22 protein-coding genes are annotated in these 24,362 nt (G+C 61.2%); 8 read left to right on the forward strand and 14 right to left on the reverse strand.

Annotated elements, in window-relative coordinates:
* Positions 1–30 precede the first annotated feature (30 nt).
* The 5 genes from purT to VLA07_RS03155 all read right to left on the reverse strand — a co-directional run bounded on the left by purT (position 31) and on the right by VLA07_RS03155 (position 3,331).
* Positions 31–1,212, reverse strand: a complete 1,182-nt coding sequence (purT, locus tag VLA07_RS03135) for a formate-dependent phosphoribosylglycinamide formyltransferase (RefSeq protein ID WP_003221968.1) — start codon at positions 1,210–1,212, stop codon at positions 31–33.
* 99 nt (positions 1,213–1,311) lie between these two features.
* Positions 1,312–1,779 carry a VUT family protein gene (locus VLA07_RS03140; protein ID WP_007967799.1) on the reverse strand — a complete coding sequence of 156 codons (468 nt, stop codon included), beginning with the start codon at positions 1,777–1,779 and terminating at the stop codon, positions 1,312–1,314.
* 155 nt (positions 1,780–1,934) lie between these two features.
* Entirely contained in the window at positions 1,935–2,150 is a 216-nt protein-coding gene (locus VLA07_RS03145; protein ID WP_223008423.1) for a DUF1289 domain-containing protein, read from the reverse strand.
* Complete coding sequence (locus VLA07_RS03150; RefSeq protein WP_115986558.1) at positions 2,147–2,671, reverse strand: gamma carbonic anhydrase family protein; 525 nt, start codon at positions 2,669–2,671, stop codon at positions 2,147–2,149. The genes VLA07_RS03145 and VLA07_RS03150 overlap by 4 nt, the downstream gene beginning before the upstream one ends.
* Before the next feature lie 60 nt (positions 2,672–2,731).
* Entirely contained in the window at positions 2,732–3,331 is a 600-nt protein-coding gene (locus VLA07_RS03155) for a CoA pyrophosphatase (RefSeq protein ID WP_003221960.1), read from the reverse strand.
* Between the two features lie 146 nt (positions 3,332–3,477).
* Here VLA07_RS03155 and VLA07_RS03160 point away from each other — a divergent pair, with 146 nt between their 5' ends.
* From VLA07_RS03160 to nagE, 7 genes are all read left to right on the forward strand, one after another.
* Entirely contained in the window at positions 3,478–4,029 is a 552-nt protein-coding gene (locus tag VLA07_RS03160; protein WP_027610966.1) for an NUDIX hydrolase, read from the forward strand.
* 49 nt (positions 4,030–4,078) lie between these two features.
* Complete coding sequence (locus VLA07_RS03165) at positions 4,079–4,594, forward strand: L,D-transpeptidase family protein (protein WP_027610965.1); 516 nt, start codon at positions 4,079–4,081, stop codon at positions 4,592–4,594.
* Between the two features lie 282 nt (positions 4,595–4,876).
* Positions 4,877–5,608, forward strand: coding sequence for a GntR family transcriptional regulator (locus tag VLA07_RS03170; protein WP_442962646.1), 732 nt, complete (start codon positions 4,877–4,879; stop codon positions 5,606–5,608).
* Positions 5,609–5,632: 24 nt separating this feature from the next.
* Positions 5,633–6,739 carry an N-acetylglucosamine-6-phosphate deacetylase gene (gene nagA, locus VLA07_RS03175; RefSeq protein WP_330206305.1) on the forward strand — a complete coding sequence of 369 codons (1,107 nt, stop codon included), beginning with the start codon at positions 5,633–5,635 and terminating at the stop codon, positions 6,737–6,739.
* Entirely contained in the window at positions 6,720–7,742 is a 1,023-nt protein-coding gene (locus tag VLA07_RS03180; RefSeq protein WP_330206304.1) for an SIS domain-containing protein, read from the forward strand. Before nagA ends, VLA07_RS03180 begins: the two co-directional genes overlap by 20 nt.
* 34 nt (positions 7,743–7,776) lie before the next feature.
* A complete protein-coding gene (gene ptsP / locus VLA07_RS03185; RefSeq protein ID WP_333988387.1) occupies positions 7,777–10,290 on the forward strand; it encodes a phosphoenolpyruvate--protein phosphotransferase in 2,514 nt (837 codons plus the stop codon).
* 35 nt (positions 10,291–10,325) lie between these two features.
* Complete coding sequence (gene nagE / locus VLA07_RS03190) at positions 10,326–12,041, forward strand: N-acetylglucosamine-specific PTS transporter subunit IIBC (protein WP_333988388.1); 1,716 nt, start codon at positions 10,326–10,328, stop codon at positions 12,039–12,041.
* A gap of 54 nt (positions 12,042–12,095) precedes the next feature.
* On the opposite strand, the gene VLA07_RS03195 is transcribed toward nagE, so the two are convergent.
* The 5 genes from VLA07_RS03195 to purL form a co-directional block, all read right to left on the reverse strand.
* Entirely contained in the window at positions 12,096–12,542 is a 447-nt protein-coding gene (locus tag VLA07_RS03195) for a hypothetical protein (protein ID WP_007967820.1), read from the reverse strand.
* Complete coding sequence (locus VLA07_RS03200; protein ID WP_247267841.1) at positions 12,526–13,164, reverse strand: DUF6036 family nucleotidyltransferase; 639 nt, start codon at positions 13,162–13,164, stop codon at positions 12,526–12,528. The genes VLA07_RS03195 and VLA07_RS03200 overlap by 17 nt, the downstream gene beginning before the upstream one ends.
* A gap of 272 nt (positions 13,165–13,436) precedes the next feature.
* Positions 13,437–13,799, reverse strand: a complete 363-nt coding sequence (locus VLA07_RS03205) for a DUF6124 family protein (RefSeq protein WP_247267842.1) — start codon at positions 13,797–13,799, stop codon at positions 13,437–13,439.
* Positions 13,800–14,889: 1,090 nt separating this feature from the next.
* A complete protein-coding gene (locus VLA07_RS03210; RefSeq protein ID WP_096795278.1) occupies positions 14,890–15,201 on the reverse strand; it encodes a Nif3-like dinuclear metal center hexameric protein in 312 nt (103 codons plus the stop codon).
* A gap of 5 nt (positions 15,202–15,206) precedes the next feature.
* Complete coding sequence (purL, locus tag VLA07_RS03215) at positions 15,207–19,103, reverse strand: phosphoribosylformylglycinamidine synthase (RefSeq protein WP_139053787.1); 3,897 nt, start codon at positions 19,101–19,103, stop codon at positions 15,207–15,209.
* A 285-nt stretch (positions 19,104–19,388) separates the two neighbouring features.
* On the opposite strand from purL, the gene mltF reads away from it, so the two are divergent.
* Positions 19,389–20,849, forward strand: a complete 1,461-nt coding sequence (mltF, locus tag VLA07_RS03220; protein ID WP_247267844.1) for a membrane-bound lytic murein transglycosylase MltF — start codon at positions 19,389–19,391, stop codon at positions 20,847–20,849.
* Between the two features lie 127 nt (positions 20,850–20,976).
* Here mltF and pdxJ read toward each other — a convergent pair whose 3' ends face one another.
* From pdxJ to rnc, 4 genes are all read right to left on the reverse strand, one after another.
* Positions 20,977–21,720, reverse strand: a complete 744-nt coding sequence (pdxJ, locus tag VLA07_RS03225) for a pyridoxine 5'-phosphate synthase (RefSeq protein WP_134785501.1) — start codon at positions 21,718–21,720, stop codon at positions 20,977–20,979.
* A 39-nt stretch (positions 21,721–21,759) separates the two neighbouring features.
* The gene (gene recO / locus VLA07_RS03230; RefSeq protein ID WP_007965159.1) at positions 21,760–22,449 is read right to left on the reverse strand and encodes a DNA repair protein RecO; all 690 of its coding nucleotides are present in this window, start codon (positions 22,447–22,449) and stop codon (positions 21,760–21,762) included.
* Positions 22,450–22,618: 169 nt separating this feature from the next.
* Complete coding sequence (gene era / locus VLA07_RS03235) at positions 22,619–23,521, reverse strand: GTPase Era (protein WP_003221935.1); 903 nt, start codon at positions 23,519–23,521, stop codon at positions 22,619–22,621.
* On the reverse strand, positions 23,514–24,203 hold the full coding sequence (gene rnc, locus VLA07_RS03240; protein ID WP_024011703.1) for a ribonuclease III: 690 nt from the start codon (positions 24,201–24,203) through the stop codon (positions 23,514–23,516). The genes era and rnc overlap by 8 nt, the downstream gene beginning before the upstream one ends.
* Positions 24,204–24,362: the final 159 nt, after the last annotated feature.

Here is a 24,362-nt window from a genome sequence, read left to right on the forward strand (position 1 = left end):
CGGGCTTGCTCGCGAATGCCGCGCCTCGGTTTACAGCTCTACAACAACAGCCTGAGCAGCACGGGTCGCCTTGGCACGCGCAGCTTCGATCGACTCGTCCCGCGCCAACGCCACGCCCATCCGGCGCTGACCATTGACTTCAGGCTTGCCGAACAGACGCAACGCCGTATCCGGCTCGCTCAGCGCTGCGCCCAGGTTGGCGAACGCGGTCTGGGTCGACTGCCCTTCCACCAGAATCACCGCCGAAGCCGATGGGCCGAACTGACGGATCAGCGGCACCGGCAGACCGAGAATGGCCCGTGCGTGCAGGGCAAACTGCGACAGGTCCTGGGAAATCAGGGTCACCAGACCGGTGTCATGCGGGCGCGGCGAGACTTCGCTGAACCATACCTGATCACCCTTGATGAACAGCTCGACGCCGAACAGCCCGCGACCGCCCAAGGCCTCGGTCACGGCTTTGGCCACGCGCTCGGACTCAGCCAGAGCAATCGGGCTCATGGCTTGCGGCTGCCAGGATTCCTGATAGTCGCCCTTCTCCTGACGGTGACCGACCGGTGCGCAGAACGTGGTGCCGCCGATGTGGCGCACGGTCAGCAGGGTGATTTCGTAGTCGAAATCGATGAAGCCTTCGATGATCACCCGACCTTTGCCGGCGCGACCGCCCTCTTGCGCGTAATCCCAGGCTTTCTGCACGTCATCGGCGCTGCGCAGCAGGCTCTGGCCTTTGCCCGACGAGCTCATGACTGGCTTGACCACGCACGGGAAGCCCAAGTCCTGCACGGCTTTGCTGTAGTCCTCGAAGGTGTCGGCAAAGTGGTACGGCGAGGTTGGCAGGTCCAGCTCTTCAGCGGCCAGACGGCGGATACCTTCGCGGTTCATGGTCAGTTGCGCGGCGCGGGCGGTCGGGATCACGGTGAAGCCTTCGGCTTCCAGCTCGACCAGCGTGGCGGTGGCGATGGCTTCGATTTCCGGCACGATGAAGTGCGGTTTCTCGGCTTCGATGACTGCACGCAGCGCGGCGCCGTCGAGCATGTTGATCACGTGGCTGCGGTGCGCCACCTGCATGGCCGGCGCGTTGGCGTAACGGTCGACGGCAATCACTTCAACGCCCAGGCGTTGCAGCTCGATCACCACTTCCTTGCCCAACTCACCACAGCCACACAGCAATACGCGGGTCGCGGTCGGCGACAATGGAGTTCCGATACGGGTCATCTCAGGTCCTCAAAGAAGCGGATCATCGAGGAAAGCAACGCCAGACGCGCTTTCCATGGGGAGAAAGCGCGGCATTTTACATGAACCGCAGGGTTTGGCTCAGCTGGCGACAGCCTGTTTGCGCTCGCGCCAGGCCATGATCAGCCAAACGGCAGTGACGCCGGCAAACTTCGAGACCAGTGCGGTGATGATCACCGGTGGCGTCATCAGGTCGATCATGCCGAAAAAGATGAAGGTATCGAGCGGAATGCTCAGCGCCGAGCTGATCCACAGGCGGTCGCGCAGCGGCCGTTTGGTGACGCTGAACACCAGCCAGTCGATGATTTCCGACACCGCGAACGCCGTGGCGCTGGCCAAGGCGATGGATGGATCAGAAGTGACGTAAGACAGCACCAGCGCCGCCAGCATCGCCACGAGCGCACCGTGGCCGAAACGGGTTTGCACCATGTCGCGCAACACGAACACCAACCCGCCCCAGGCCGACCAGATGATGTCCAGGTGTGGCGCGGTGGAGAAAGCGAAGTTGATCAGCACGACGCTGCTGATGTAGGCGATGAGGAAAATCATGGCGGCGACCTGGGAAATTGGCGCACAGGTTACTTCAGGCTTGGAGTCGGGCCAATAAGAAGTAGCGGCTGTTCCGGCCTCTTCGCGAGCAAGCCCGCTCCCACAGGGCAATGCATTTCAAATGTGGGAGCGGGCTTGCTCGCGAAGGCGGCCTGTCAGGCGCCTGATTTTCCGGGAACCATCCACACCAACCCACTCGCCTTCGCCCGCTCATGACACAACCCGAGCACTACCCGCCGCTCATCGTTGGTCATCCGGCCCCAGCGGGTGATCTCAGCGACCGTGCGCTGGCAACCGGTGCAAATATCGTCCTCATCCAGTGCGCAGATATTCACACACGGCGAGGCAACCGGTCTTTCGGGAGTACTCATTCTTCCTGCTCGACCAGATCACGCGCATAGCGCTGGGAATTGTGCACGTAGTGCGCGGCGCTGGCCTCAAGCATTTTCTTCTGCGCCTCGGTCAGCTCACGCACGACCTTGCCCGGCGAGCCCATCACCAGCGAGCCATCGGGAATTTCCTTGCCTTCGCCGATCAGCGAATTGGCGCCGATGATGCAGTTCTTGCCGATTTTCGCGCCGTTGAGGATTACCGCGTTGATGCCAATCAGGCTGTAATCGCCGACGGTGCAACCATGCAGCATGGCGTTGTGACCGATGGTCACGCCGGTGCCGATGGTCAGCGGATAGCCCATGTCGGTGTGCATCACCGTGCCGTCCTGGACGTTGCTGTTCTTGCCGATCAGGATCAGTTCGTTGTCGCCGCGCAATACGGCGTTGAACCAGACGTTGGCGCCCTCTTCCAGTCTGACCTTGCCCACCAGCACGGCATTGGGCGCGACCCAGCTCTGTGGATGGGTTTCGACGCGGGCGTCGCCCAGGCGGTATTTCATCTTGTTTTCCTCAGGGCTCAAGAACGGGCCATTCGAGCGATGGCTTCAGGTGTTGATGCTTCAGGTATTAATAAAACTTTTGGGCGGGTGATGCAGGCTGATCTGTTCGTCATAGAGCAGATTGATCAGTTCGACGATCATGATAGCGGTCAAACCCCAGATCTTGAATTCGCCGTAGCGATAACTCGGCACATACCAACTACGGCCCTGGTAATCGATACGGTGCGTGTGTTCGCGCGGATCTTTGCGGAAAAACTCCAGCGGCACGTTGAACACCGCTGCGATCTCGGCATCGTTGGCCTGGTATTCGACGAAGTCCGGGATCACCCCGACATACGGCGTGACCTTGATGCCGTGCAGGGAGATCAGCGGGCTGAGCGGGCCGATCACCTCGACTAGCCCCGGTGGCAGGCCGATTTCTTCCTCGGCTTCGCGCAGAGCGGTGAAGATCAGGTCGGGGTCTTCCGGGTCACGGCGTCCGCCGGGGAAGGCCACCTCGCCGCCATGGGTCGAGAGGCCGCTGGCGCGCAGGGTCAGCACCAGCTCGGGTTCGTCACTGCGGGTGATCGGCACCAGAACAGCGGCCTCGGGGAAACGTTTATCGGTCTCCAGCGTGCGCGGTGTGTGGTTGCTTACCCTATGCAGTAGCTCGTCCAGCATGAGTGTTCTCGATCTGTGCCTTACCCTGCATCATGCACCAATCATTGCAGCCGCCCAAGCCCCTCGCCGGGCCATGTCGCGAAACGACAACTTGCCGACCGGCACCGCTGCACGCCAAGATAGGCGCAGCATTCAGGAACCCCAGCATGAAATTTTGCAGCCAGTGCGGCAACCCGGTGACCCAGCGCATTCCCGAAGGCGATTCGCGGCTGCGATTTGTCTGTGACAGCTGTCAGACCATTCACTATCAAAACCCCAATATCGTCGCCGGTTGCGTCGCGACCTGGGGCAGTAAAGTGCTGCTCTGCCGCCGCGCCATCGAGCCACGCCTCGGTTACTGGACGCTGCCCGCCGGTTTCATGGAAAACGGCGAAACCATCGAGCAAGCCGCGATCCGCGAAACCGCCGAGGAAGCCTGCGCCCGAGTGCGTAATCTGAGCATCTACACGCTGATCGACGTGCCGCACATCAGTCAGGTGCACGTATTTTTCCGCGCAGAACTGGCCGATCTGGACTTTGCTGCCGGGCCCGAAAGCCTCGAAGTACAACTATTCGACGAAGCCGACATCCCGTGGGACGAGCTGGCTTTCCGCACCGTGGGGCGTACCTTAGAATGCTTCTTCGCTGATCGCCGCGCCGAAAGCTACCCGGTTCGCTCCGAATCGATTCCGCCGTTGACGCAGCCTGCCATCACCTAAAAGCTTCTATAAATAAAATATCTGCGTCACTCCCTGGGGAATCGTTTCAATGCGCTGGTTGCTTGCCCTGTTTTGCCTGTCGTTCGTCACCGTGTCCCAAGCGTCATTCGTGACCACCGTGACGCCGTCGAATACCCCGATGATCGAAAAAATCCTGGTGCTCAAATCGGCTCATCAACTGCAATTGATCGCCGACGGCAAGCCGATCAAGACCTATCGAATCTCCTTGGGCAAGGGCGCGAAAAAAGGTCCGAAACTGATTGAAGGCGACAAACGCACACCCGAAGGTTTCTATTGGATCGACTGGCGCAAGGTCAGTGAAAAATTCAATCTGGCGATGCACATCTCCTATCCGAACATCAGCGATTCGGCCCGTGCCCGCCGCGAAGGCGTCGAGCCTGGCGGCATGATCATGATCCACGGCACCCCGGATTCGGAAGAAACCCCGGAAGACCTGTTCCACACCCTGGACTGGACCGACGGCTGCATCGCCATGCGCAACATGGACATGCGTGAAGTCTGGGGTCTGGTGCCGGACGGCACGATGATCGAGATCCGTCCTTAACCAGCGACCACTGGTCACCTGAAAAAAATAAATCAAAAGATCGCAGCCTGCGACAGCTCCTACAGGGTTGATACCACTTCCCACTGTAGGAGCTGCCGCAGGCTGCGATCTTTTGCTTTTTATAGCCCACCCCTAATACCACTTCAATCCACAACCCCCGAAACCCGCCATTTCATTGGGCTAAACGCTATTTCCCCGCGTTGACATGGTATTCAAGTGGTATTAATTTCCGCCCCACAAGCGAGCCACAACAATCCTATACTCGCGTCGGAAATGACCTACATGAACGACCTCCAGGCCCTACGCCCAGATGACTCCCAGCCGACGCCGCTGTACCTGCAGCTGGCGCGCAATCTGGAATCGGCGATCCATTCCGGGCAGTGGAAGGCCGAGCAGGCGATGCCGTCCGAGCGCAACCTCAGCGAGCAACTGGGTATCTCCCGGGTCACCGCACGCAAAGCGCTGGAAGTGCTGCTCGATCAAGGTCTGATCCGCCGCCTGCAAGGTTCCGGCACCTTCATCACACCCCGTCTGGAACAACCGCTGTCACGCCTCTCGGGCTTCAGCGAAATGCTTCGCCTCAAGGGCTTTGTCCCCAGCTCGCAGTGGCTGGAACGCGAAATCACCCTGCCGACTCACGAAGAACTGATCCGCCTGAGCCTGTCGCCGAACGACAAGGTCGCGCGCATGAAACGCCTGCGCAAGGCCGACGACACGGTGATGGCCATCGAGATGAGCACCCTGCCCGCCAAGATCATGCCCAAGCCGCAATTGGTCGGCGATTCACTCTACGAGTACCTCGACGGCATCGGCAAACCGATCGTCCGCGCCCTGCAGCACATCCAGGCAATCAACGCCTCGGACGAGTTCGCCGCGCTGGTCGGCATCGCCCCCGGCACCGCCATGCTGCTGATGACCCGGGTCGGCTATCTGGAAGACAACACGCCGATCGAAGTCACCGACACCTATTGCCGCAACGACTACTACGACTTTGTTGCAGAGCTGCGTCGTTAAGAGCGGCCATAAGCGAGAACCGAAATGTCCGAAGACAACATCCTCACCGCCAGCGGCTGGGTTCGCGGCCGGCTGATCCACGAACACGGCAAAGTCGTGTCGATCGAAGGCGTGCCCTGCGATCCGGCCGACAATGATCTGCCCTACCTGCTGCCGGGTTTCATCGACCTGCACGTCCACGGCGGTGGCGGCAAAGACATCATGGAAGGTGCCAGTGCCTTCGAGACCATCACCCGCACCCACGTGCGCTTCGGCACCACTTCGCTGCTGGCCACCACCATGACCGCGCCGAGTGCTGAGATCTCCAGCGTGCTGAAAGAAGTCGGCGAGTTCTGCGAACAGCGTCCGCAAGGCGCCGCCCGGGTACTCGGTGTGCATCTCGAAGGCCCGTACATCAACCCCGGCAAACTCGGCGCGCAACCGAATTTCGCCCACACCGCGTTGATGGCCGAGGTCGAGCAATACCTCGCGCTGGCGCCGATCCGGGTGATCACCATCGCCCCGGAAATCGCCGGTCACGACGGATTGATTCGTGAACTGAGCAGCCGGGGCATCCGCATGCAGATCGGCCATACCCTCGGCAGCTACGAGGAAGGCGTCGCCGCTCTGGAGGCTGGCGCGACCAGTTTCACCCATTTGTACAACGCCATGAGCCCGCTGCATCACCGCGAACCGGGGATCGTCGGCGCCGCGCTGGCCCACGCCAAATTCGCCGAACTGATCCCGGACTTGCTGCACGTGCATCCCGGTGCGATCCGCGTGGCCCTGCGTTCGATCCCGTGCCTGTACTGCGTCACCGATTCGACCGCCGCCGCCGGCATGCCCGACGGTGAATACAAGCTCGGCAGCCACACCGTGACCAAATGCCTGGGCGGCGTGCGCCTGCCCGACGGCACGCTGGCCGGCAGCACCCTGACCATGGATCAGGCCCTGCGCAATCTGGTGAAGATCGGATTGCCGATCGCCGAGGCCTCGCAACGTCTTTCGCAATTCCCCGCCGACTACCTCGGCATCACTGAACGCGGGCGCCTGCAACCGGGGGCCTGGGCCGACTGCGTGCGGCTGGATCGCTCACTCACACTGACCGCCGTCATGGTCGAAGGAGAAGACATTGACTTCAAAAATGCTTGAAGAGGCGCTGTCCTCGTTCGAGGCCGTGCAAGCCCAACTGCAACAGCTCGACCCGCAGATGATCGAGATCGCCGGGCGCCTGCGCCGTCAGCCGCCGCAAGTGGCGATGACCGTTGCGCGCGGCAGCTCCGACCACGCGGCGAGCTACTTCGCCTACCTGACCATGCAGCAACTGGGCGTACCGGTGGCGTCGTTGCCGATGTCGGTGGTGACCATGCAGCAGGCGCCGCTGAAGGTCAGCGGTCAGGTGGCGTTCGCGTTCTCGCAATCGGGTCAGAGCCCGGATCTGGTCAACAGTCTGCGTCTGCTGCGCAAGCGCGGCGCACTGAGCGTATCGATGGTCAATGCCGCCGATTCGCCATTGGAAGCGGCGTGTGAATTCAGCCTGCCGTTGCTCGCCGGTATCGAAAGCAGCGTCGCCGCGACCAAGAGTTTCATCGCCACCCTCAGCGCCAGCGCCCGCCTGATCGCGCACTGGAAAGAAGACAGCGAACTGCTGGAAGCGCACAACGCCCTGCCCGAAGGACTGCGCGACGCGGCGCAACAGGACTGGAGCACCGCGATCGACGCCTTGCGCGACTGTGAACGCCTGATGGTCATTGGCCGTGGTGCCGGTTTCGCCATCGCTCAGGAAGCCGCGCTGAAATTCAAGGAAACCTCGGCGATCCAGGCCGAAGCCTTCAGCAGCGCCGAAGTCCGTCACGGCCCGATGGCGCTGATCGACGAGCATTACCCGTTGCTGGTGTTCGCCCCGCGCGGTGCCGAACAGGCCGGTCTGATCAGCCTTGCGGCAGAGATGCGTCAACGCGGCGCTCGCGTGTTGCTGGCCGCGCCGGACGACATCCTCGAACGCGACCTGACCCTGAGCCGCGCCGAACACCCGGCCCTCGATCCGATTCTGGCGATCCAGAGCTTCTACGTGATGGCCGCAGGTCTCGCCGTGGCCCGTGGCATGGACCCGGATCAACCGCGCCACCTGAGCAAAGTGACCCGTACGCACTAAGTCCGAATGACTGCACACCTGATGAGACCGAGCCATGCACAACAACAATAAAGAGCTGACCCTCAGCGCCCCGCTCAGCGGCCCGGTGCTCACGCTCGCCAAAGTCCCGGACGCGGTGTTCGCCAGCGGCGCGATGGGTGACGGCATCGCCATCGACCCGTTGAATGACACCCTGTATTCGCCCTGCGCCGGGGAGATCATCCACGTCGCCCGCACCGGCCACGCGCTGACCGTGCGCGCCGACAACGGCGCGGAAATCCTTCTGCACCTGGGCCTCGATACCGTTGAACTGAACGGCGAAGGCTTCTCGATGCTGGTCAAGGAAGGCACGCGGGTCAGCAACGGCCAGCCGTTGTTGCGCTATGACCTGGACAAGGTCGCCCAGCAATGCAAAAGCCTGGTCAGCCTGTTGATCCTGACCAACAGCCAGGATTTCCAGGTGCGCCCGATCACGCTCAAAGCGGTAAAGGTCGGCGAGCCGCTGCTGCACATCATTGCACGCAACAGCTCTGCGGCGACTGCCGAAGCGGTTGGCGGGCCAGAGGTTCAGGGTCAGGTGCTGGTGGCGCATCGCGGCGGCTTGCATGCGCGCCCCGCCGCGCTGATTCGCCAGACCGCACAAGGTTTCAAGAGCCAGTCGCAGCTGCACTTCGCCGGTAAATCGGCGCCGTGCAACAGCCTGATCGGGCTGATGGGACTGGCCATCGGCGAGCAGGATGAAGTGCACGTCAGCTGTCAGGGGCCGGACGCCGAAGCCGCGCTGCAAGCATTGCTGAATGCGTTGGCGACCGCCCTGCCGGATGATCATCACGCCGCTGCACCGGTCAACGCCGCACCGCGCAAACGCCCCGCCGAGGCTGGCGTATTGCAGGGTGTGTGCGCCGCACCGGGTCTGGTCGGCGGGCCGCTGTTTCGCCTGAACGCGATCAGCCTGCCGGCAGATGCGGGCAATCATGCTCCGCTTGAGCAACTGCAGAAACTTGAAGCCGCGCTGAATCAGGTTCGCGGCGAAATCAACGCCACGCTCACCCAAGCAAAAAAGCACAAGAACATCGATGAAGAAGCGATCTTCGCCGCGCACCTGGCCCTGCTCGAAGACCCGGCCCTGCTCGACACCGCGCAGCATTCCATCGACCAAGGCACGGCGGCGACCCACGCCTGGAGCCAGTCGATCGACGTGCAGTGCGAAGTACTGCAACACACCGGCAGCGCGCTGCTGGCCGAACGCGCCAACGATCTGCGCGACCTCAAGCAACGTGTCCTGCGCGCCCTGCTCGGCGAAGCCTGGCATTACGACGTGCCGGCCGGCTCCATTGTCGCTGCGCATGAACTGACGCCGTCGGATCTGCTGCAACTCAGCGCGCAAGGTGTCGCCGGGTTGTGCATGGCCGAGGGTGGCGCGACCTCGCACGTGGCGATTCTGGCGCGCGGCAAAGGCCTGCCGTGCCTGGTTGCACTGGGCGCCGCTTTACTCGATCAAGCACAAGGTCAGTCGGTGGTGCTGGATGCCGATGGCGGTCGCCTCGAACTGGCGCCGAGCACCGAACGCCTGGCCGAAGTACAACAGGCGCAAATCGAGCGTCAGCAACGCCGCGATGCGCAACAGGCCAAGGCGCATCTGCCCGCTGAAACCCGCAATGGCGTGGCGATCGAAGTGGTCGCCAATGTCGCCTCCAGCCATGAAGCGGCAGACGCTTTTGCCAACGGTGCCGATGGCGTCGGCCTGCTGCGCACCGAGTTTCTGTTCGTCGACCGGCAGACCGCGCCGGACATCGAAGAGCAGCGTGCCGCCTATCAAGCCGTGCTCGATGCCATGGGCGAGCACTCGGTGATCATCCGCACCATCGACGTCGGCGGCGACAAGCAACTCGACTACCTGCCGCTGCCCGCCGAAGCCAACCCGGTCTTGGGTCTGCGCGGCATTCGTCTGGCACAGGCCCGTCCGGAAATCCTCGATCAGCAACTGCGCGCACTGCTGCAAGTCAGCCCGCTGCGCCGTTGCCGGATCCTGTTGCCGATGGTCACCGAAGTCGATGAACTGCTGCACATCCGTCAGCGGGTCGATGCGCTGTGCCTGGAGTTGGGCATTAATCAGCGCCCGGAAATCGGCGTGATGATCGAAGTCCCCGCCGCCGCGCTGCAAGCCGAACAACTGGCCGAGCACGCCGACTTTCTCTCGATCGGTACCAACGATCTATCGCAATACACCTTGGCCATGGACCGCGACCACGCAGGTCTCGCCGCTCGCGTCGATGCCCTGCACCCGGCGTTGCTGCGGCTGATCGCCATGACCTGCGCAGGCGCGGCGGTGCACAAACGCTGGGTTGGCGTGTGCGGTGCCCTCGCCTCCGATCCACTGGCGACACCAGTGCTGATCGGCCTCGGCGTGACCGAGCTGTCGGTGAGCCCGGTGCAAATCGGTGAAATCAAGGATCGCGTGCGCCAGTTGCACGAGGCCGAATGCCAACGCCTCAGCCTCGACCTGTTGAAACTCAACAGCGCCGCTGCGGTACGTCACGCCTGCCACCAGCATTGGCCTCTGCACTAACAACAAGCTCTCTATAAAGAGCAGGGAGAACCACCATGTACCAACTCTTCATCGAAGGCCTGCAACGCCTCGGCCGCGCGCTGATGCTGCCGATCGCGATCCTGCCGATTGCCGGCCTGCTGCTGCGTCTGGGTGACACCGACCTGCTGAACATCGCGATCATCCACGATGCTGGGCAAGTGATCTTCGCCAACCTGGCAATGATCTTCGCCATCGGCATCGCTGTCGGTTTCGCCAAGGACAACAACGGCACCGCAGGCCTGGCCGGGGTGATCGGTTACCTGGTGATGATCTCCACCCTCAAGGTGCTCGACCCGAGCATCAACATGGGCATGCTCGCCGGGATTGTCAGCGGCCTGATGGCCGGCGCGCTGTACAACCGCTTCAAGGACATCAAGCTGCCGGAGTACCTGGCGTTCTTCGGCGGCCGCCGGTTCGTGCCGATCGTCACCGGATTTGCGGCGGTCGGTCTGGGCGTGGTGTTCGGCTACATCTGGCCGCCGATCCAGCACGGCATCAACAGCTTTGGCAGCCTGATGATGGAAAGCGGCAGCTTCGGCGCGTTCGTCTTCGGCGTGTTCAACCGCCTGCTGATCGTCACCGGCCTGCACCACATCCTCAACAACATGGCGTGGTTCGTGTTCGGCAACTTCACCGACCCGACCACCGGCGCACTGGTCACCGGCGACCTGTCACGCTACTTCGCCGGCGATCCAAAGGGCGGCCAGTTCATGACCGGCATGTTCCCGATGATGATCTTCGGCCTGCCCGCCGCGTGCCTGGCAATGTACCGCAACGCGTTGCCGGAGCGCCGTAAGGTCATGGGCGGGATCTTCCTGTCGATGGCGCTGACCTCGTTTTTGACCGGGGTGACTGAACCGATTGAATTCGCCTTCATGTTTTTGGCTCCGTTGTTGTATCTGCTGCATGCGCTGCTGACCGGCCTGTCGATGGCGATCACCAATGCGCTGAACATCCACCTCGGTTTCACCTTCTCCGGCGGCTTCATCGACATGGTGCTCGGTTGGGGGCGCTCGACCAATGGCTGGCTGGTGATTCCGGTCGGGCTGGCGTACGCCGTGGTGTATTACGCGGTGTTTGATTTCTGTATCCGCCGCTTCAATCTGAAGACGCCGGGGCGTGAGGACGTGGCCGCCACCGAGAAGTCGGTGCTGACAAAAAACGAACGTGCCGCTGCGTACATCAAGGCCTTGGGCGGTGCCGAGAATCTGCTTACCGTGGGCGCCTGCACGACTCGTCTGCGCCTGGAAATGGTCGATCGCAACAAGGCTTCCGACGCTGACTTGAAGGCACTGGGCGCGATGGCCGTGGTACGCCCGGGCAAGGGCGGCAGCTTGCAGGTGGTGGTCGGGCCATTGGCCGACAGCATCGCCGACGAAATCCGCCTCGCCATGCCGACTCTGGGGCGTGCGTTGGTGGCTGCGCCTGCGGTGGTGGTCGAGGAACCAAAAGCTGCAATGGTCGCTGCACCGGAAGCCCAACAATGGCTGACGGCGTTGGGCGGTAGCGACAATGTGCTGCAGCTGGACTGCATCGCACTGACCCGCATTCGCCTGCAACTGGCCGATGGTAAAGCGTTGTCCGAGGCTCAGTTGAAAGAGCTGGGTTGCCAGGGTGTCAGCCCGCTGGAGGGTGGGGTCTGGCATTTGTTGATTGGCGAGAAAGCGGCGAGTTTGAGTGGGGCGATTGAGGCGTTGGTTAATCGGAGTGAGGTCAGCGCCAAGGTTTAATCAACACAAAAAAACCGGCTCAGGCCGGTTTTTTTTATCGCTGGCACGTTCAGCTCAGGGTAAATGCTGTTCTGCCTGGTAATGGCGAGTCTGGAATGGCATCAGCGTTTGAACCTTCAATCCAAGGCTTTCTGCTAACCCCCAAGAGACGGCTAATTGATCCTTGCGATTTCGTAACGAAACCATCTTTGGAGGTGCAACATCCTGCTTCGGCGTCGAGTGCGCGAAAAGCTGCAACGCATGCAGCGTTTCCAGCACGCGACTATCAGACACACAAGAGAAGCGCGTAAACCGCTCCAACAGGTAAGCCGCGCGACGGCGTTCTATATCGTCACTGTGATTTTTCAGAAACGCCTTAACCTCGCTTTCAACACTAGAATTCGAGTACCACACTTCTTTCGCAGCGTTCACCAGCGCGACGTCATCGGCCTGATTGAGAGGGCTCCTGACGAGAGTATCCAACGCGGATGAGAGGACGTGCGCGTCATTCACCTTCGTCATCTCCCTTCTCCAGATAGTCTTGCAATATGTTAGTCAGCACCGAAGTCGGCGCCTCTTTGTTGCCAACATATACATCAATGGCCTGCAATGCCAGACGCCGAAGCTCGCTGGTCAGTATGAATCCAAACCTGAGAAGGGCATTGATGTCGGCGATATCGTGATCGGTAGCCCTGCCCAGTTTTGTAATGGCTATGTCGACGGGTGCAGCAATATGTACACGGAGAGGGGACACCCGCGAAAACTCTGGCAGGGGAATACTTCGAGACCAATAATCTTCGTGGATCGGGCCAAAGCTAGTGTTGTATTGCAAGTCGTAGTTCAACTCCATCTTTCGCGCAGAACGCTCATCGACAAACGGCTCCGGCACCTCGGCAAGCAGCGTACGCAGGTCGAATCCTGCCGGAATACAAGCCTCATAGATTTCCGCGTCGACGTCCAACGATATGCGGTGATTGGTGTAGAGGTGAACCGCGCATCCTCCAAACACGATGATCTTGACCGCCCCCGGCGCAGCGTTCTCTTGAATCAGTTCCGTCTCGACTGACTTGAACATCGATACCAGCGCCCGCCCCAACGCGGTGTTCGTGTTGATACGGGGCGTAACGACGGGAAGCAATTCCATTTTAAACCTCAGAGTCATAGCGACGGCTCAGTGAAAGAGCAACATCCCGTTTTCGGTCTATTGCCAAGTTCGCTGTTTGCCAGAGACAACCCAAGGTAGAGAGGCTGCTTCCGAGGGACAACCTGAACATCTGGTAGGAAAAATCTACTAATTGATGAGGTACAGGAAGTATTCCGACAGCTAGAAAAATGCTTTCGCGAGCAAGCTCACTTCCACAGTGAAGCATTTCAAATGTGGGAGCCAGCCTGCTGGCGATGAACGATGGGCGCTCGTCAGGTTTGTGGATCGACCCGATCCAGCGCCCGGTTTACCGCGAGTTCGGCGAGCATGACGATTTGCTGGATCGCCAGTGCGGTGCTGCGTTGCAGGCCGCTGAGTTCGCTGGCGAAGTTGCTGGCCATGGCACTGGCGCAGGCCAACGATTCGTAGGCGTGGGCCAGCAGGGTTTCGGTGTCGATGCTGGGGTTGACCAGGAACATCGTGCTGGGCTGATGCGCCTCAGCGGATTGCGGGGTGAAGTAGAAATCGACAGCGCGCTTGATGGCTTCGCGGTCTTTCGTCAAGTCTTCAACCCGGATGGCGTCGGCGGGTGGAAGTGTGACTTTGTGGGGTGGGTCGGGGATCAGTTTGTCCAAAATTCAACTCCTGCTACGGCGTGTGAAGATGCCATCTTCGCCGGATCTCACGCGGCAAAGAGGTGGCAGCTATGTGCAGGGTGAGATCCACCGGAGCAGGCAACCGGCCAGACCGAAGTCTGCCCGCACACAGCCGCCATAAAGCAGGCAGCAGATTGAGCTGGCGCCAATTATCGTGGTGTTGGTGCTAGTTGCAAGCATTCCGGGGATCTCACGCCCGGTCGCTGAATTGGCAGCGACAGACGAAGCCTAGAGACCGGACGTCCGAGGGACAACCTGAAAACCTTGTGGGAAGCTTCTGGTTATTTGACACAGATTTAAACAAGCCCAATGCCCTTGGTGACCAGACTGGCCCCATCGCCAGCAGGCTGGCTCCCACAGTTTCAACCCGGTTTATTCAGATAGAGACTGGTCGGCTGTCAGGCCGCCATCGCTGGCAAGCCAGGCTCCCACAGGGGTTGTGGGCATCTGCAATGGATCAGTGAGCTATCAGGATGCCTTCGCGAGCAAGCCCGCTCCCACAGTTTGAACCCGGTGTATTCAGGTAGAGATCGGTCGGCTGTCAGGCCGCCATCGCCAGCATCCTGGCTCCTGCAATTTAGCAAGCGCACACCCCATGCGGCGAAGCCGCCCCACTCCAGGATGAGCGCAAGCTCGGCTGTCGCTCTTGATCTTGATCCACGGGCGACGTCGGAAGGCTGAGTGGAGGGATTGATCCGGGGGTGGGAGCGCAGCGACCGTTTGGCGCAGCCAAACACAGCGAGAGGAGGTGCAGCGAAGCAAACCGGAGGCGCTGCGCCCGGATCAATCCCGCAGCGAAGGGACCCCGAGCCCCAGCGAGCGGGCCGAACGCAGGAGCAAGCGTTTTGGGTTACTTTTTAGGCGTTTGTAAAAAGTGACTCGCCGTAAGGGCGAAACAGCCAGCCGCTGCACCCGAAGCAACGGATATTCACACAGTTAGCCAGAGCATGGTCGCCTGTCAGGGCGCCATCGCGTGCAGGCTCACTCCTACAGAAAAGCAAATCGCAGGCAACAAAAAACCCGCAGACAATCACTCATCTACGGGTTTTCCGTTCCAGCGGCAAAAAGATCAGAAATCCTCCAGCCGCCACACCTCATAAGCCGGCGTCTCGTAAGGGTGACTCAACTTCAAAGCAGCCACCACATCACCAATCAACGCGTCACAAACCACAAGCTCAACCTTCCATTCCTCGACCCGCTCAACCTGCCCCGCCTCACCAATGAACGGCTGACTGCCGTCCAAAGGCCGAAACTGACCAGACCCAAGCACCTGCCAGGCACAGTGGTCATAGTCCCCGATCCGCCCACCACCGGCAGCGAATATAGCGTCCTTGACCACCTCGACATGACTGTCAGGAACAAAAAACCCGAGCTTGTACACGACGCTTAGTTCACCCAGACGCGCGCATTACGGAACATGCGCATCCAGGGAGCATCCTCGGTCCAGTCTTCCGAACGCCACGAGTTCTGCACCGCGCGGAACACCCGCTCCGGGTGCGGCATCATGATCGTCACGCGACCGTCGCGGCTGGTGAGACCGGTAATCCCGCGCGGCGAACCGTTCGGGTTGGCCGGGTAGGCTTCGGTGACCTTGCCGTGGTTGTCGACGAAACGCATCGCCACGCAACCGGACAGATCGGCTTCCAGCAAGGCTTCTTCGCTGGAGAACTCGGCATGGCCTTCACCGTGCGCGATGGCGATCGGCATACGCGAACCGGCCATGCCCTGCAGGAAGATCGAGTTCGACTCCTGGATCTGCACCATCGCCACGCGCGCTTCGAACTGCTCGGAGCGGTTGCGCACGAAATGCGGCCAGAACTCGCTGCCCGGGATCAGCTCGTGCAGGTTGGACATCATCTGGCAACCGTTGCACACACCGAGGGTGAAGCTGTCGTTACGCTCGAAGAAGCCCTGGAACGCATCGCGGGCACGGCTGTTGAACAGCGCCGACTTGGCCCAGCCTTCACCGGCGCCAAGTACGTCGCCGTAGGAGAAACCACCGCAGGCCACCAGACCTTTGAACTCGTTCAGGTCGACGCGGCCAGCGAGAATGTCGCTCATGTGCACGTCGATCGCGTTGAAACCGGCACGGTCGAACGCTGCGGCCATTTCCACCTGACCGTTGACGCCCTGCTCACGCAGCACGGCAACCTGTGGGCGGATGCCTTTCTTGATGTAAGGCGCGGCGATGTCCTGGTTGACGTCGTAGCTCAGCTTGACGCTCAGGCCCGGGTTGTCTTCTTCCAGCAGCGCGTCGAATTCTTGCTCGGCGCAGTCGGCGTTATCGCGCAGACGCTGGATCTGGTAGCTGGTCTCGGCCCACTGACGTTGCAGCAGACGACGCTGGCCTTCGAACACCGTGTCACCGTTGAAGGTGATGTTGATCTGGCCGTTGTTGATAGGCTGACCGATCACCGACACGCAGTCACCCAGACCGGCCGCGCTGAACTGCGCGAGGATGTCTGGCGTGGCGTCCTGACGAACCTGGATCACCGCACCCAGTTCTTCGTTGAACAGGATTGCGGCGATTTCTGCCGAGTTTTCGGCAACGCTGTCCAGGTTCAGGCTCAGACCGCAGTGGCCGGCGAACGCCATTTCCACCACGGAGGTCAGCAGACCACCGTCGGAACGGTCGTGGTAAGCCAGCAGGTGACCGTCGGCGTTGAGGCCCTGGATCACCGCGAAGAAGGCCTTCAGGTCTTCGGCGTCATCAACGTCCGGCGCGTGTTTGCCGAGCTTGCCGTGAACCTGTGCGAGGATCGAGGCACCCATGCGGTTCTGACCGCGACCGAGGTCGATCAGGATCAGGTCGGTGGTGCCCTTGTCCATGCGCAGTTCCGGGGTCAGGGTCTGACGGATGTCAGCCACTGGGGCGAAACCGGTCACGATCAGCGACATCGGCGAGGTCACGGTTTTTTCTTCGCCGTTGTCGTTCCAGCGGGTGGCCATGGACATGGAGTCCTTGCCCACCGGAATGGTGATGCCCAGCTCAGGGCACAGTTCCATGCCGACCGCTTTCACGGTGTCGTACAGACGCGCGTCTTCGCCCGGGTGGCCGGCAGCGGACATCCAATTCGCCGACAGTTTGATGTCGGAGATCTTGTTGATGCGCGAAGCGGCAATGTTGGTCAGGGTTTCGCCGATGGCCATGCGGCCCGACGCCGGAGCGTCCAGCAGCGCCAGCGGAGTGCGCTCGCCCATGGCCATCGCTTCACCGGTGTAGACGTCGAAACTGGTGGCGGTGACGGCGACGTCGGCCACCGGTACCTGCCATGGGCCAACCATCTGGTCACGGGCCACGAGGCCGGTGATGGTGCGGTCGCCGATGGTGATCAGGAAGCTTTTGCTCGCCACGGCCGGGTGATGCAGGACGCGCTCGATGGATTCGCTGATGTCGAGGTTCGACGGATCGAAATCGTCGCCCAGCTCGGCTTCGCGAACCACCGAACGGTGCATGCGCGGGGCCTTGCCCAGCAACACTTCCAGTGGCATGTCCACCGGGTTGTTGCCGAAGTGGCTGTCCGTCACGGTCAGTTGCGGCTCGGCAGTGGCTTCGCCGACCACGGCGAACGGGCAGCGCTCACGTTCGCAGATCGCCTTGAAGCGCTCGAAGTCGGCCGGGCCGACCGCCAGAACGTAACGTTCCTGAGATTCGTTGGACCAGATTTCGTGCGGGGCCATGCCCGGCTCGTCATTTGGAATGTTGCGCAGTTCGAAACGGCCACCACGGTCGCCGTCGTTGACCAGTTCCGGGAAGGCGTTGGACAGACCGCCCGCACCCACGTCGTGGATGAAGCTGATCGGGTTCTTGTCGCCCAGTTGCCAGCAACGGTCGATGACTTCCTGGCAGCGACGCTCCATCTCAGGGTTTTCACGCTGTACGGAAGCGAAGTCGAGATCCGCCGAGCTGGTGCCGGTGGCCATCGAGGACGCAGCACCGCCGCCCAGACCGATCAGCATTGCCGGGCCGCCAAGCACGATCAGCTTGGAGCCGACCAGAATCTCGCCTTTCTTGACGTGTTCTTCACGGATGTTGCCCATGCCGCCGGCGAGCATGATCGGCTTGTGGTAGCCACGAACTTCGTCACCGTGCGGGGTGGTGATCGACTGTTCGAAGGTACGGAAGTAGCCAGTCAGGGCCGGACGACCGAATTCGTTGTTGAACGCGGCGCCGCCCAGCGGGCCTTCGATCATGATGTCCAGCGCGGTAACGATGCGCTCAGGCTTGCCGTACGGCACTTCCCACGGCTGTTCGAAGCCCGGGATCTGCAGGTTGGACACGGTGAAACCGGTCAGGCCGGCCTTTGGCTTGGCGCCACGACCGGTTGCACCTTCGTCGCGAATCTCGCCACCGGAACCGGTGGACGCGCCCGGGAACGGGGCGATCGCGGTCGGGTGGTTGTGGGTTTCGACCTTCATCAGGATGTGCACCGGCTCCTGCACCGCGCCGTACTGGCGGGTTTCCGGATCCGGGAAGAAGCGGCCGGCGACGTTACCGACGATCACCGAAGCGTTGTCCTTATAAGCGGACAGCACGCCTTCGTTGTGCATTTGATAGGTGTTCTTGATCATGCCGAACAGGCTTTTTTCCTGGCTCTCGCCGTCAATATCCCAACTGGCGTTGAAGATCTTGTGGCGGCAGTGCTCGGAGTTGGCCTGGGCAAACATCATCAGTTCGATGTCGTGCGGGTTGCGCTTGAGACCGTTGAAGGCGTTGACCAGGTAATCGATCTCGTCTTCGGCCAGGGCCAGGCCCAGCTCGGTGTTGGCCTTTTCCAGCGCGGCGCGGCCGCCACCGAGGATGTCGATCGCGGTCAGCGGCTTCGGCTCGGCGTGGCTGAACAGACCGGCGGCCTGTTCCAGATTGCCCAGAACGATCTGGGTCATGCGGTCATGCAGCACGTCGGCGATTTGCTGGGCTTCGGCGTCGCTGAACTGGCCGGCCACGTAGAACGCGATGCCGCGCTCCAGGCGCTGGATCTTGCTCAGGCCGCAGTTGCGAGCGATGTCGCTGGCCTTGCTCGACCATGGCGAGATGGTGCCGAAACGCGGCAACACCAGAAACAGACGGCCGGTCGGCTCTTGTACCGGAACGCTTGGGCCGTACTTCAGAAGGCGCGCAAGCACCTGCTGTTCGTCGCCGGTCAGGACGCCGGTGACTTCGGCGAAGTGAGCGAATTCAGCATACAGGCCACTGACAGCTGGAACCTTCTGGCTCAGTTGCTCAAGGAGTTTGCTGTGGCGAAAGGCAGAAAGGGCAGGAGCGCCGCGCAGGATCAACATCTTCGGGACAGCCTCGGGAAGGGGTGTGCTTTGAGGCCGTGCATTCTAGCCTAAACCGCCCTCAACATCACCCGAAACGCTACGCACGGTTGCACTCGGATATCAATCTGTGTTTCTGCCTTTGAAGTCAAATTTCAAGGGTGTGCGAGCAGCGCTTATTTTTTCTGTCACAAAATGCCGTTCAGCCCTATTCCTGCGGGGTTTCGTGCGGTTTTGTGATCTCTAGCAGACAAGCCGCTCACTGTCGAGATATGGCGCCCGCAGCCGTTTGCGTATACTGCGCAGATGTTTTTCCCAACGGCTTTGCGTCCGCGGTACGCCAAATGGCTGATCGCAACCGGACTCTTCCTGATGCTCGGTGGCTGTGTTGATAAACCCAACACACTCGAGCGCGTAAAGGAGGATGGTGTGCTGCGGGTGATTACCCGTAACAGCCCCGCCACCTACTTTCAGGATCGCAGCGGTGAAACCGGCTTCGAATACGAGCTGGTGAAGCGCTTCGCCGACGATTTGGGGGTTGAACTGAAGATCGAGACCGCCGACAACCTCGATGACCTGTTCAACCAGATTGGCAAGCCGAACGGCCCGGTGCTGGCGGCGGCAGGTCTGGTCAGCAGCGAGGATCGCAAGAAGCAGGTGCGGTTTTCCCACTCCTACCTCGAAGTCACCCCGCAGATCATCTACCGCAACGGCCAGTCTCGCCCTACCGACCCAGGCGATCTGGTCGGCAAGAAGATCATGGTGCTCAAGGGCAGCACCCACGCCGAACAACTGGCGGAGCTGAAAAAGAAATTTCCGGGCATCGAATACGAAGAATCCGACGCCGTTGAAGTGGTCGACCTGTTGCGCATGGTCGATGAAGGCCAGATCGACCTGACGCTGGTCGACTCCAACGAAGTGGCGATGAACCAGGTGTACTTCACCAACATCCGCGTGGCCTTCGACCTCGGCGATGCGCGCAGCCAGAGTTGGGCGGTGGCCGCCGGCGAAGACAACAGCCTGCTCAACGAGATCAACGCCTACCTCGACAAGGTGCAGAAAAACGGCACCCTGCAGCGCCTGAAAGACCGTTATTACGGCCACGTCGATGTCCTCGGCTACATGGGCGCCACCACCTTCGCCCAGCACTTGCAGCAGCGCCTGCCCAAATACGAACAGCACTTCAAGACCTACGCCAAGAAAGAGAAAGTCGACTGGCGCCTGCTGGCGGCCATCGGTTATCAGGAATCGCTGTGGCAACCTGCCGTCACTTCGAAAACCGGCGTGCGCGGTCTGATGATGCTGACCCAGAACACCGCTCAGGCGATGGGCGTGTCGAACCGTCTCGATCCCAAGCAAAGCATCATGGGCGGCGCCAAGTACCTGGCCTACATGAAGGATCAGCTCGACGAATCGATTCAGGAGCCGGACCGCACCTGGTTTGCCCTGGCGGCATATAACGTCGGCAGCGGTCACCTCGATGACGCACGCAAACTGGCGTCCCGCGAAGGCCTGAACCCGGACAAGTGGCTGGACGTGAAGAAGATGCTGCCGCGCCTGTCGCAGAAGCAGTGGTACAGCAAGACCCGCTATGGCTACGCCCGGGGCGGCGAGCCGGTGCATTTCGTGGCGAACATCCGTCGCTACTACGACATCCTCACCTGGGTGACCCAGCCGCAGCTTGAAGGCGATCAGGTGGCCGAGGGCAATCTGCATGTGCCGGGGATCGACAAGTCAAAACCGACTCAAGAGCCTGCCCCGCTCTAACCAACAGCATAAATCCAATGTGGGAGCGGGCTTGCTCGCGAATGCGGAGTGTCAGTCGACATGTTCTTTGACTGATACACCGCATTCGCGAGCAAGCCCGCTCCCACATTGGGTTCTGGGGTGTTGCTTAGGGCTTGGCGGCAGCCAAGATCAGCGCCTTCATCTCGGACACTGCAGACTTGAACCCGACGAACAACGCATGCGCCACCAGCGCATGGCCGATGTTCAATTCGTTGATGCCTTTGATCGCCGCCACGGCTTCGACGTTGTGATAATGCAGGCCATGCCCGGCGTTGACGATCAGGCCCTGCGCCAGACCAAACGCCACGCCGTCCGCCACACGCTTCAGCTCTTCAGCGACTTCGCTCGGAGTTTCGGCATCAGCGTAACGCCCGGTATGCAGTTCGATGGCCGGCGCACCGACGCGCTTCGACGCAGCGATCTGGCGCTCGTCAGCATCGATGAACAGCGACACCTCGCTGCCGATCTTCGACAGGCGCTCGACCGCTGCCCTGATGCGCTCTTCCTGCCCCGCTACATCCAGACCGCCTTCAGTGGTCAGTTCCTGACGGGTTTCCGGGACGAGGCAGATGTGCGCCGGACGGATGCGTTCGGCGAACGCCATCATTTCTTCGGTGACGCCCATTTCGAAATTCATGCGGGTCTGCAGCACATCCTTGAGCAGCAGCACGTCGCGCTCCTGAATGTGCCGGCGGTCTTCACGCAAGTGCACGGTGATGCCGTCGGCGCCCGCCTCTTCCGCGTCCAGCGCTGCCTTGACCGGATCCGGGTAGCGTGTGCCACGGGCCTGACGCAGGGTGGCGACGTGGTCGATGTTCACGCCAAGAAGAATGCGATTGCTGGTGGTCACGGATGCGCTCCTGAAGGGAAAGATTCGGCGCACAGCATATCAGGGCTTGCGAAATAGCTCGCGGCTGACGAGGGGACGACCGCCCAAGTGCACGGCCAGTGCCTGACGCATCAGGCGCTTGGCCGCCGACAGTGCGCCGGGAGCGGTCCAGTCGGCTTCGGCCATGGCCAGCAGTTCGGTGCCGTTGAACAGGCCCGGCTGCAACAGAAACACCCGTTCAAGCCCGGCGTCCACTTGCAGACGATACAGACCGTCCGGCGCGACCGGTTCGCTGTGGATATCGGTATTCAGGGAGAAGCCGTAACCGAGATCATCCAACAGGCGCCATTCGAAAGAACGCAGTAGTGGCTCCAACGGGCGACCTTCGGCCAGGGCCAGCAGTGTTGCAGCGTAATGGTCGAACACCGCCGGGTGCGGGTCTTCGGCAGGCAGCAGGCGGATCAGCAGCTCATTGAGGTAGAGGCCACTGAACAGCGCCTCGCCGACCATCCAGGTCGCGTTGCCGGCACTTTCCATGCGCCCGACATTCTTCAGTTCACCCTTGCCACGAAACTCGACTTCCAGTGGCACAAACGGTCGCGCCAATGTCCCGGCCTTGCCCCGCGCACTGCGCAACACCGCCCGCAGCCGCCCTTGCGGCGTAAGGAAGTCGACCAGCGCGCTGGTTTCGCGGTAGGCGCGCGAATGCAGGACGTAGGCGAGCTGGGCGGGAGGTGGGGTTTGCGACATGGAGTTCTCGATGAAGAAACGCGGTTTTACTCACAACCCAAAACTACTATGGGAGCGGGCTTGCTCGCGAAAGCGGTGAATCAGTCAAAGTATAGGTCGACTGACACTGCGCATTCGCGAGCAAGCCCGCTCCCACAGGGAGTTCTCCGATGTCTCGGAAAACCGGTGATTACAGGTCGCCGTAACCCAGCGAACGCAGTGCACGCTCGTCGTCGGACCAGCCGCCCTTCACCTTGACCCACAGGTTGAGCATGATCTTGGAGTCGAACAGCAGCTCCATGTCCTTGCGCGCCTCGGTGCCGATGCGCTTGATGCGCTCGCCCTTGTCGCCAATGATGATTTTCTTCTGGCCGTCACGCTCGACGAGGATCAGCGCGTGGATGTGCAGGGTCTTGCCCTGCTGCTTGAACTCTTCGATCTCGACGGTGATCTGGTACGGCAGCTCGGCGCCCATCTGGCGCATGATTTTCTCGCGCACCAGTTCGGCGGCGAGGAAACGGCTGCTGCGGTCGGTGATCTGGTCTTCCGGGAAGAAGTGATCGTTCTCCGGCAGGTGATCGGCGATGACCTTTTCCAGCGCGTCGAGGTTGTGCCCGTGTTGCGCGGAAATCGGGATGATCTGTGCGTTCGGCAGCTGTTCCTGCAACCACGACAGGTGCGGCATCAGCTCGGCCTTGTCTTCGATGCGGTCGGTCTTGTTCAGTGCGACGATCAGCGGCCCGGTCACGTACTGCACGCGCTCCAGCACCATCTGGTCCTCTTCGGTCCACTTGGTGCGATCAACCACGAAGATCACCACGTCGACATCTTTCAACGCCGCCGAAGCGGTTTTGTTCATGTAGCGGTTCAGGGCCTTTTCGCCACCCTTGTGCATGCCGGGGGTGTCGACGTAGATCGCCTGCACGTCACCCTCGGTCTTGATCCCGAGCATGTTGTGACGGGTGGTCTGCGGCTTGCGCGAGGTGATCGCGAGCTTCTGGCCGAGGATGTGGTTCAGCAACGTCGACTTGCCGACGTTGGGACGGCCGACGATGGCAACGTAGCCACAGCGAGTTGCGTTTGTATCAGTCATTGCCATTCTCCACGCCCAGGGCAATCAGTGCTGCGGCGGCCGCTACCTGTTCGGCAATACGACGGCTCACACCCTGACCTCGGCTTTTTTCATTCAATAAGACCACTTCGCACTCGACGAAGAAGGTACGGCAGTGCGGCTCACCCTGGATATCCACCACTTCGTAGCGTGGCAGTTCGCAACCGCGCGATTGCAGGTGTTCCTGCAGTCGGGTCTTGGGATCCTTGTTGGTGTCGACCAGCGTCAGGCCTTCGAACTCACCGGCCAGCCAGGCCAGTACCCGCTCGCGAGCGACGTCCATGCCGGCATCGAGGTAGATCGCACCGATCAGCGCTTCGAGGGCATCGGCCAGAATCGATTCGCGACGGAAGCCACCGCTTTTCAGTTCGCCCGAGCCCAGACGCAGGTAGTCGCCCAAGTCGAAACCACGGGCCAGCACAGCCAGTGTCTCACCCTTCACCAAACGTGCGCGCAAACGCGACAACTGGCCTTCGCGGGCCAGCGGGAAGCGATCGAACAGCGCCTCGCCGGCAACGAAGTTGAGGATGGCATCGCCGAGGAATTCCAGGCGTTCGTTGTTACGCCCGGCAAAGCTGCGGTGCGTGAGGGCCAGCAGCATCAGCTCCTGATCCTTGAAGGTGTAACCGAGCTGGCGCTCGAGACGGCTTAGAGAAACGCTCACGGTTTACCCACGCTGAGTTCGTGGCTGGATTCCACTGCCATCGCCGGGGTACGGCGCAGGCCTGGGACAATTAACGCTGTGTTCAAAAATGACGTCCTGAATATCGTGGCTTCATGCCCTGGTGCCGATTTGTGTCGACTCCAGAAATGCATTCGGCGC

Origin of the sequence: Pseudomonas sp. S3(2024) (assembly GCF_036861315.1) — a bacterium.
Taxonomy (GTDB): domain Bacteria; phylum Pseudomonadota; class Gammaproteobacteria; order Pseudomonadales; family Pseudomonadaceae; genus Aquipseudomonas; species Aquipseudomonas putida_A.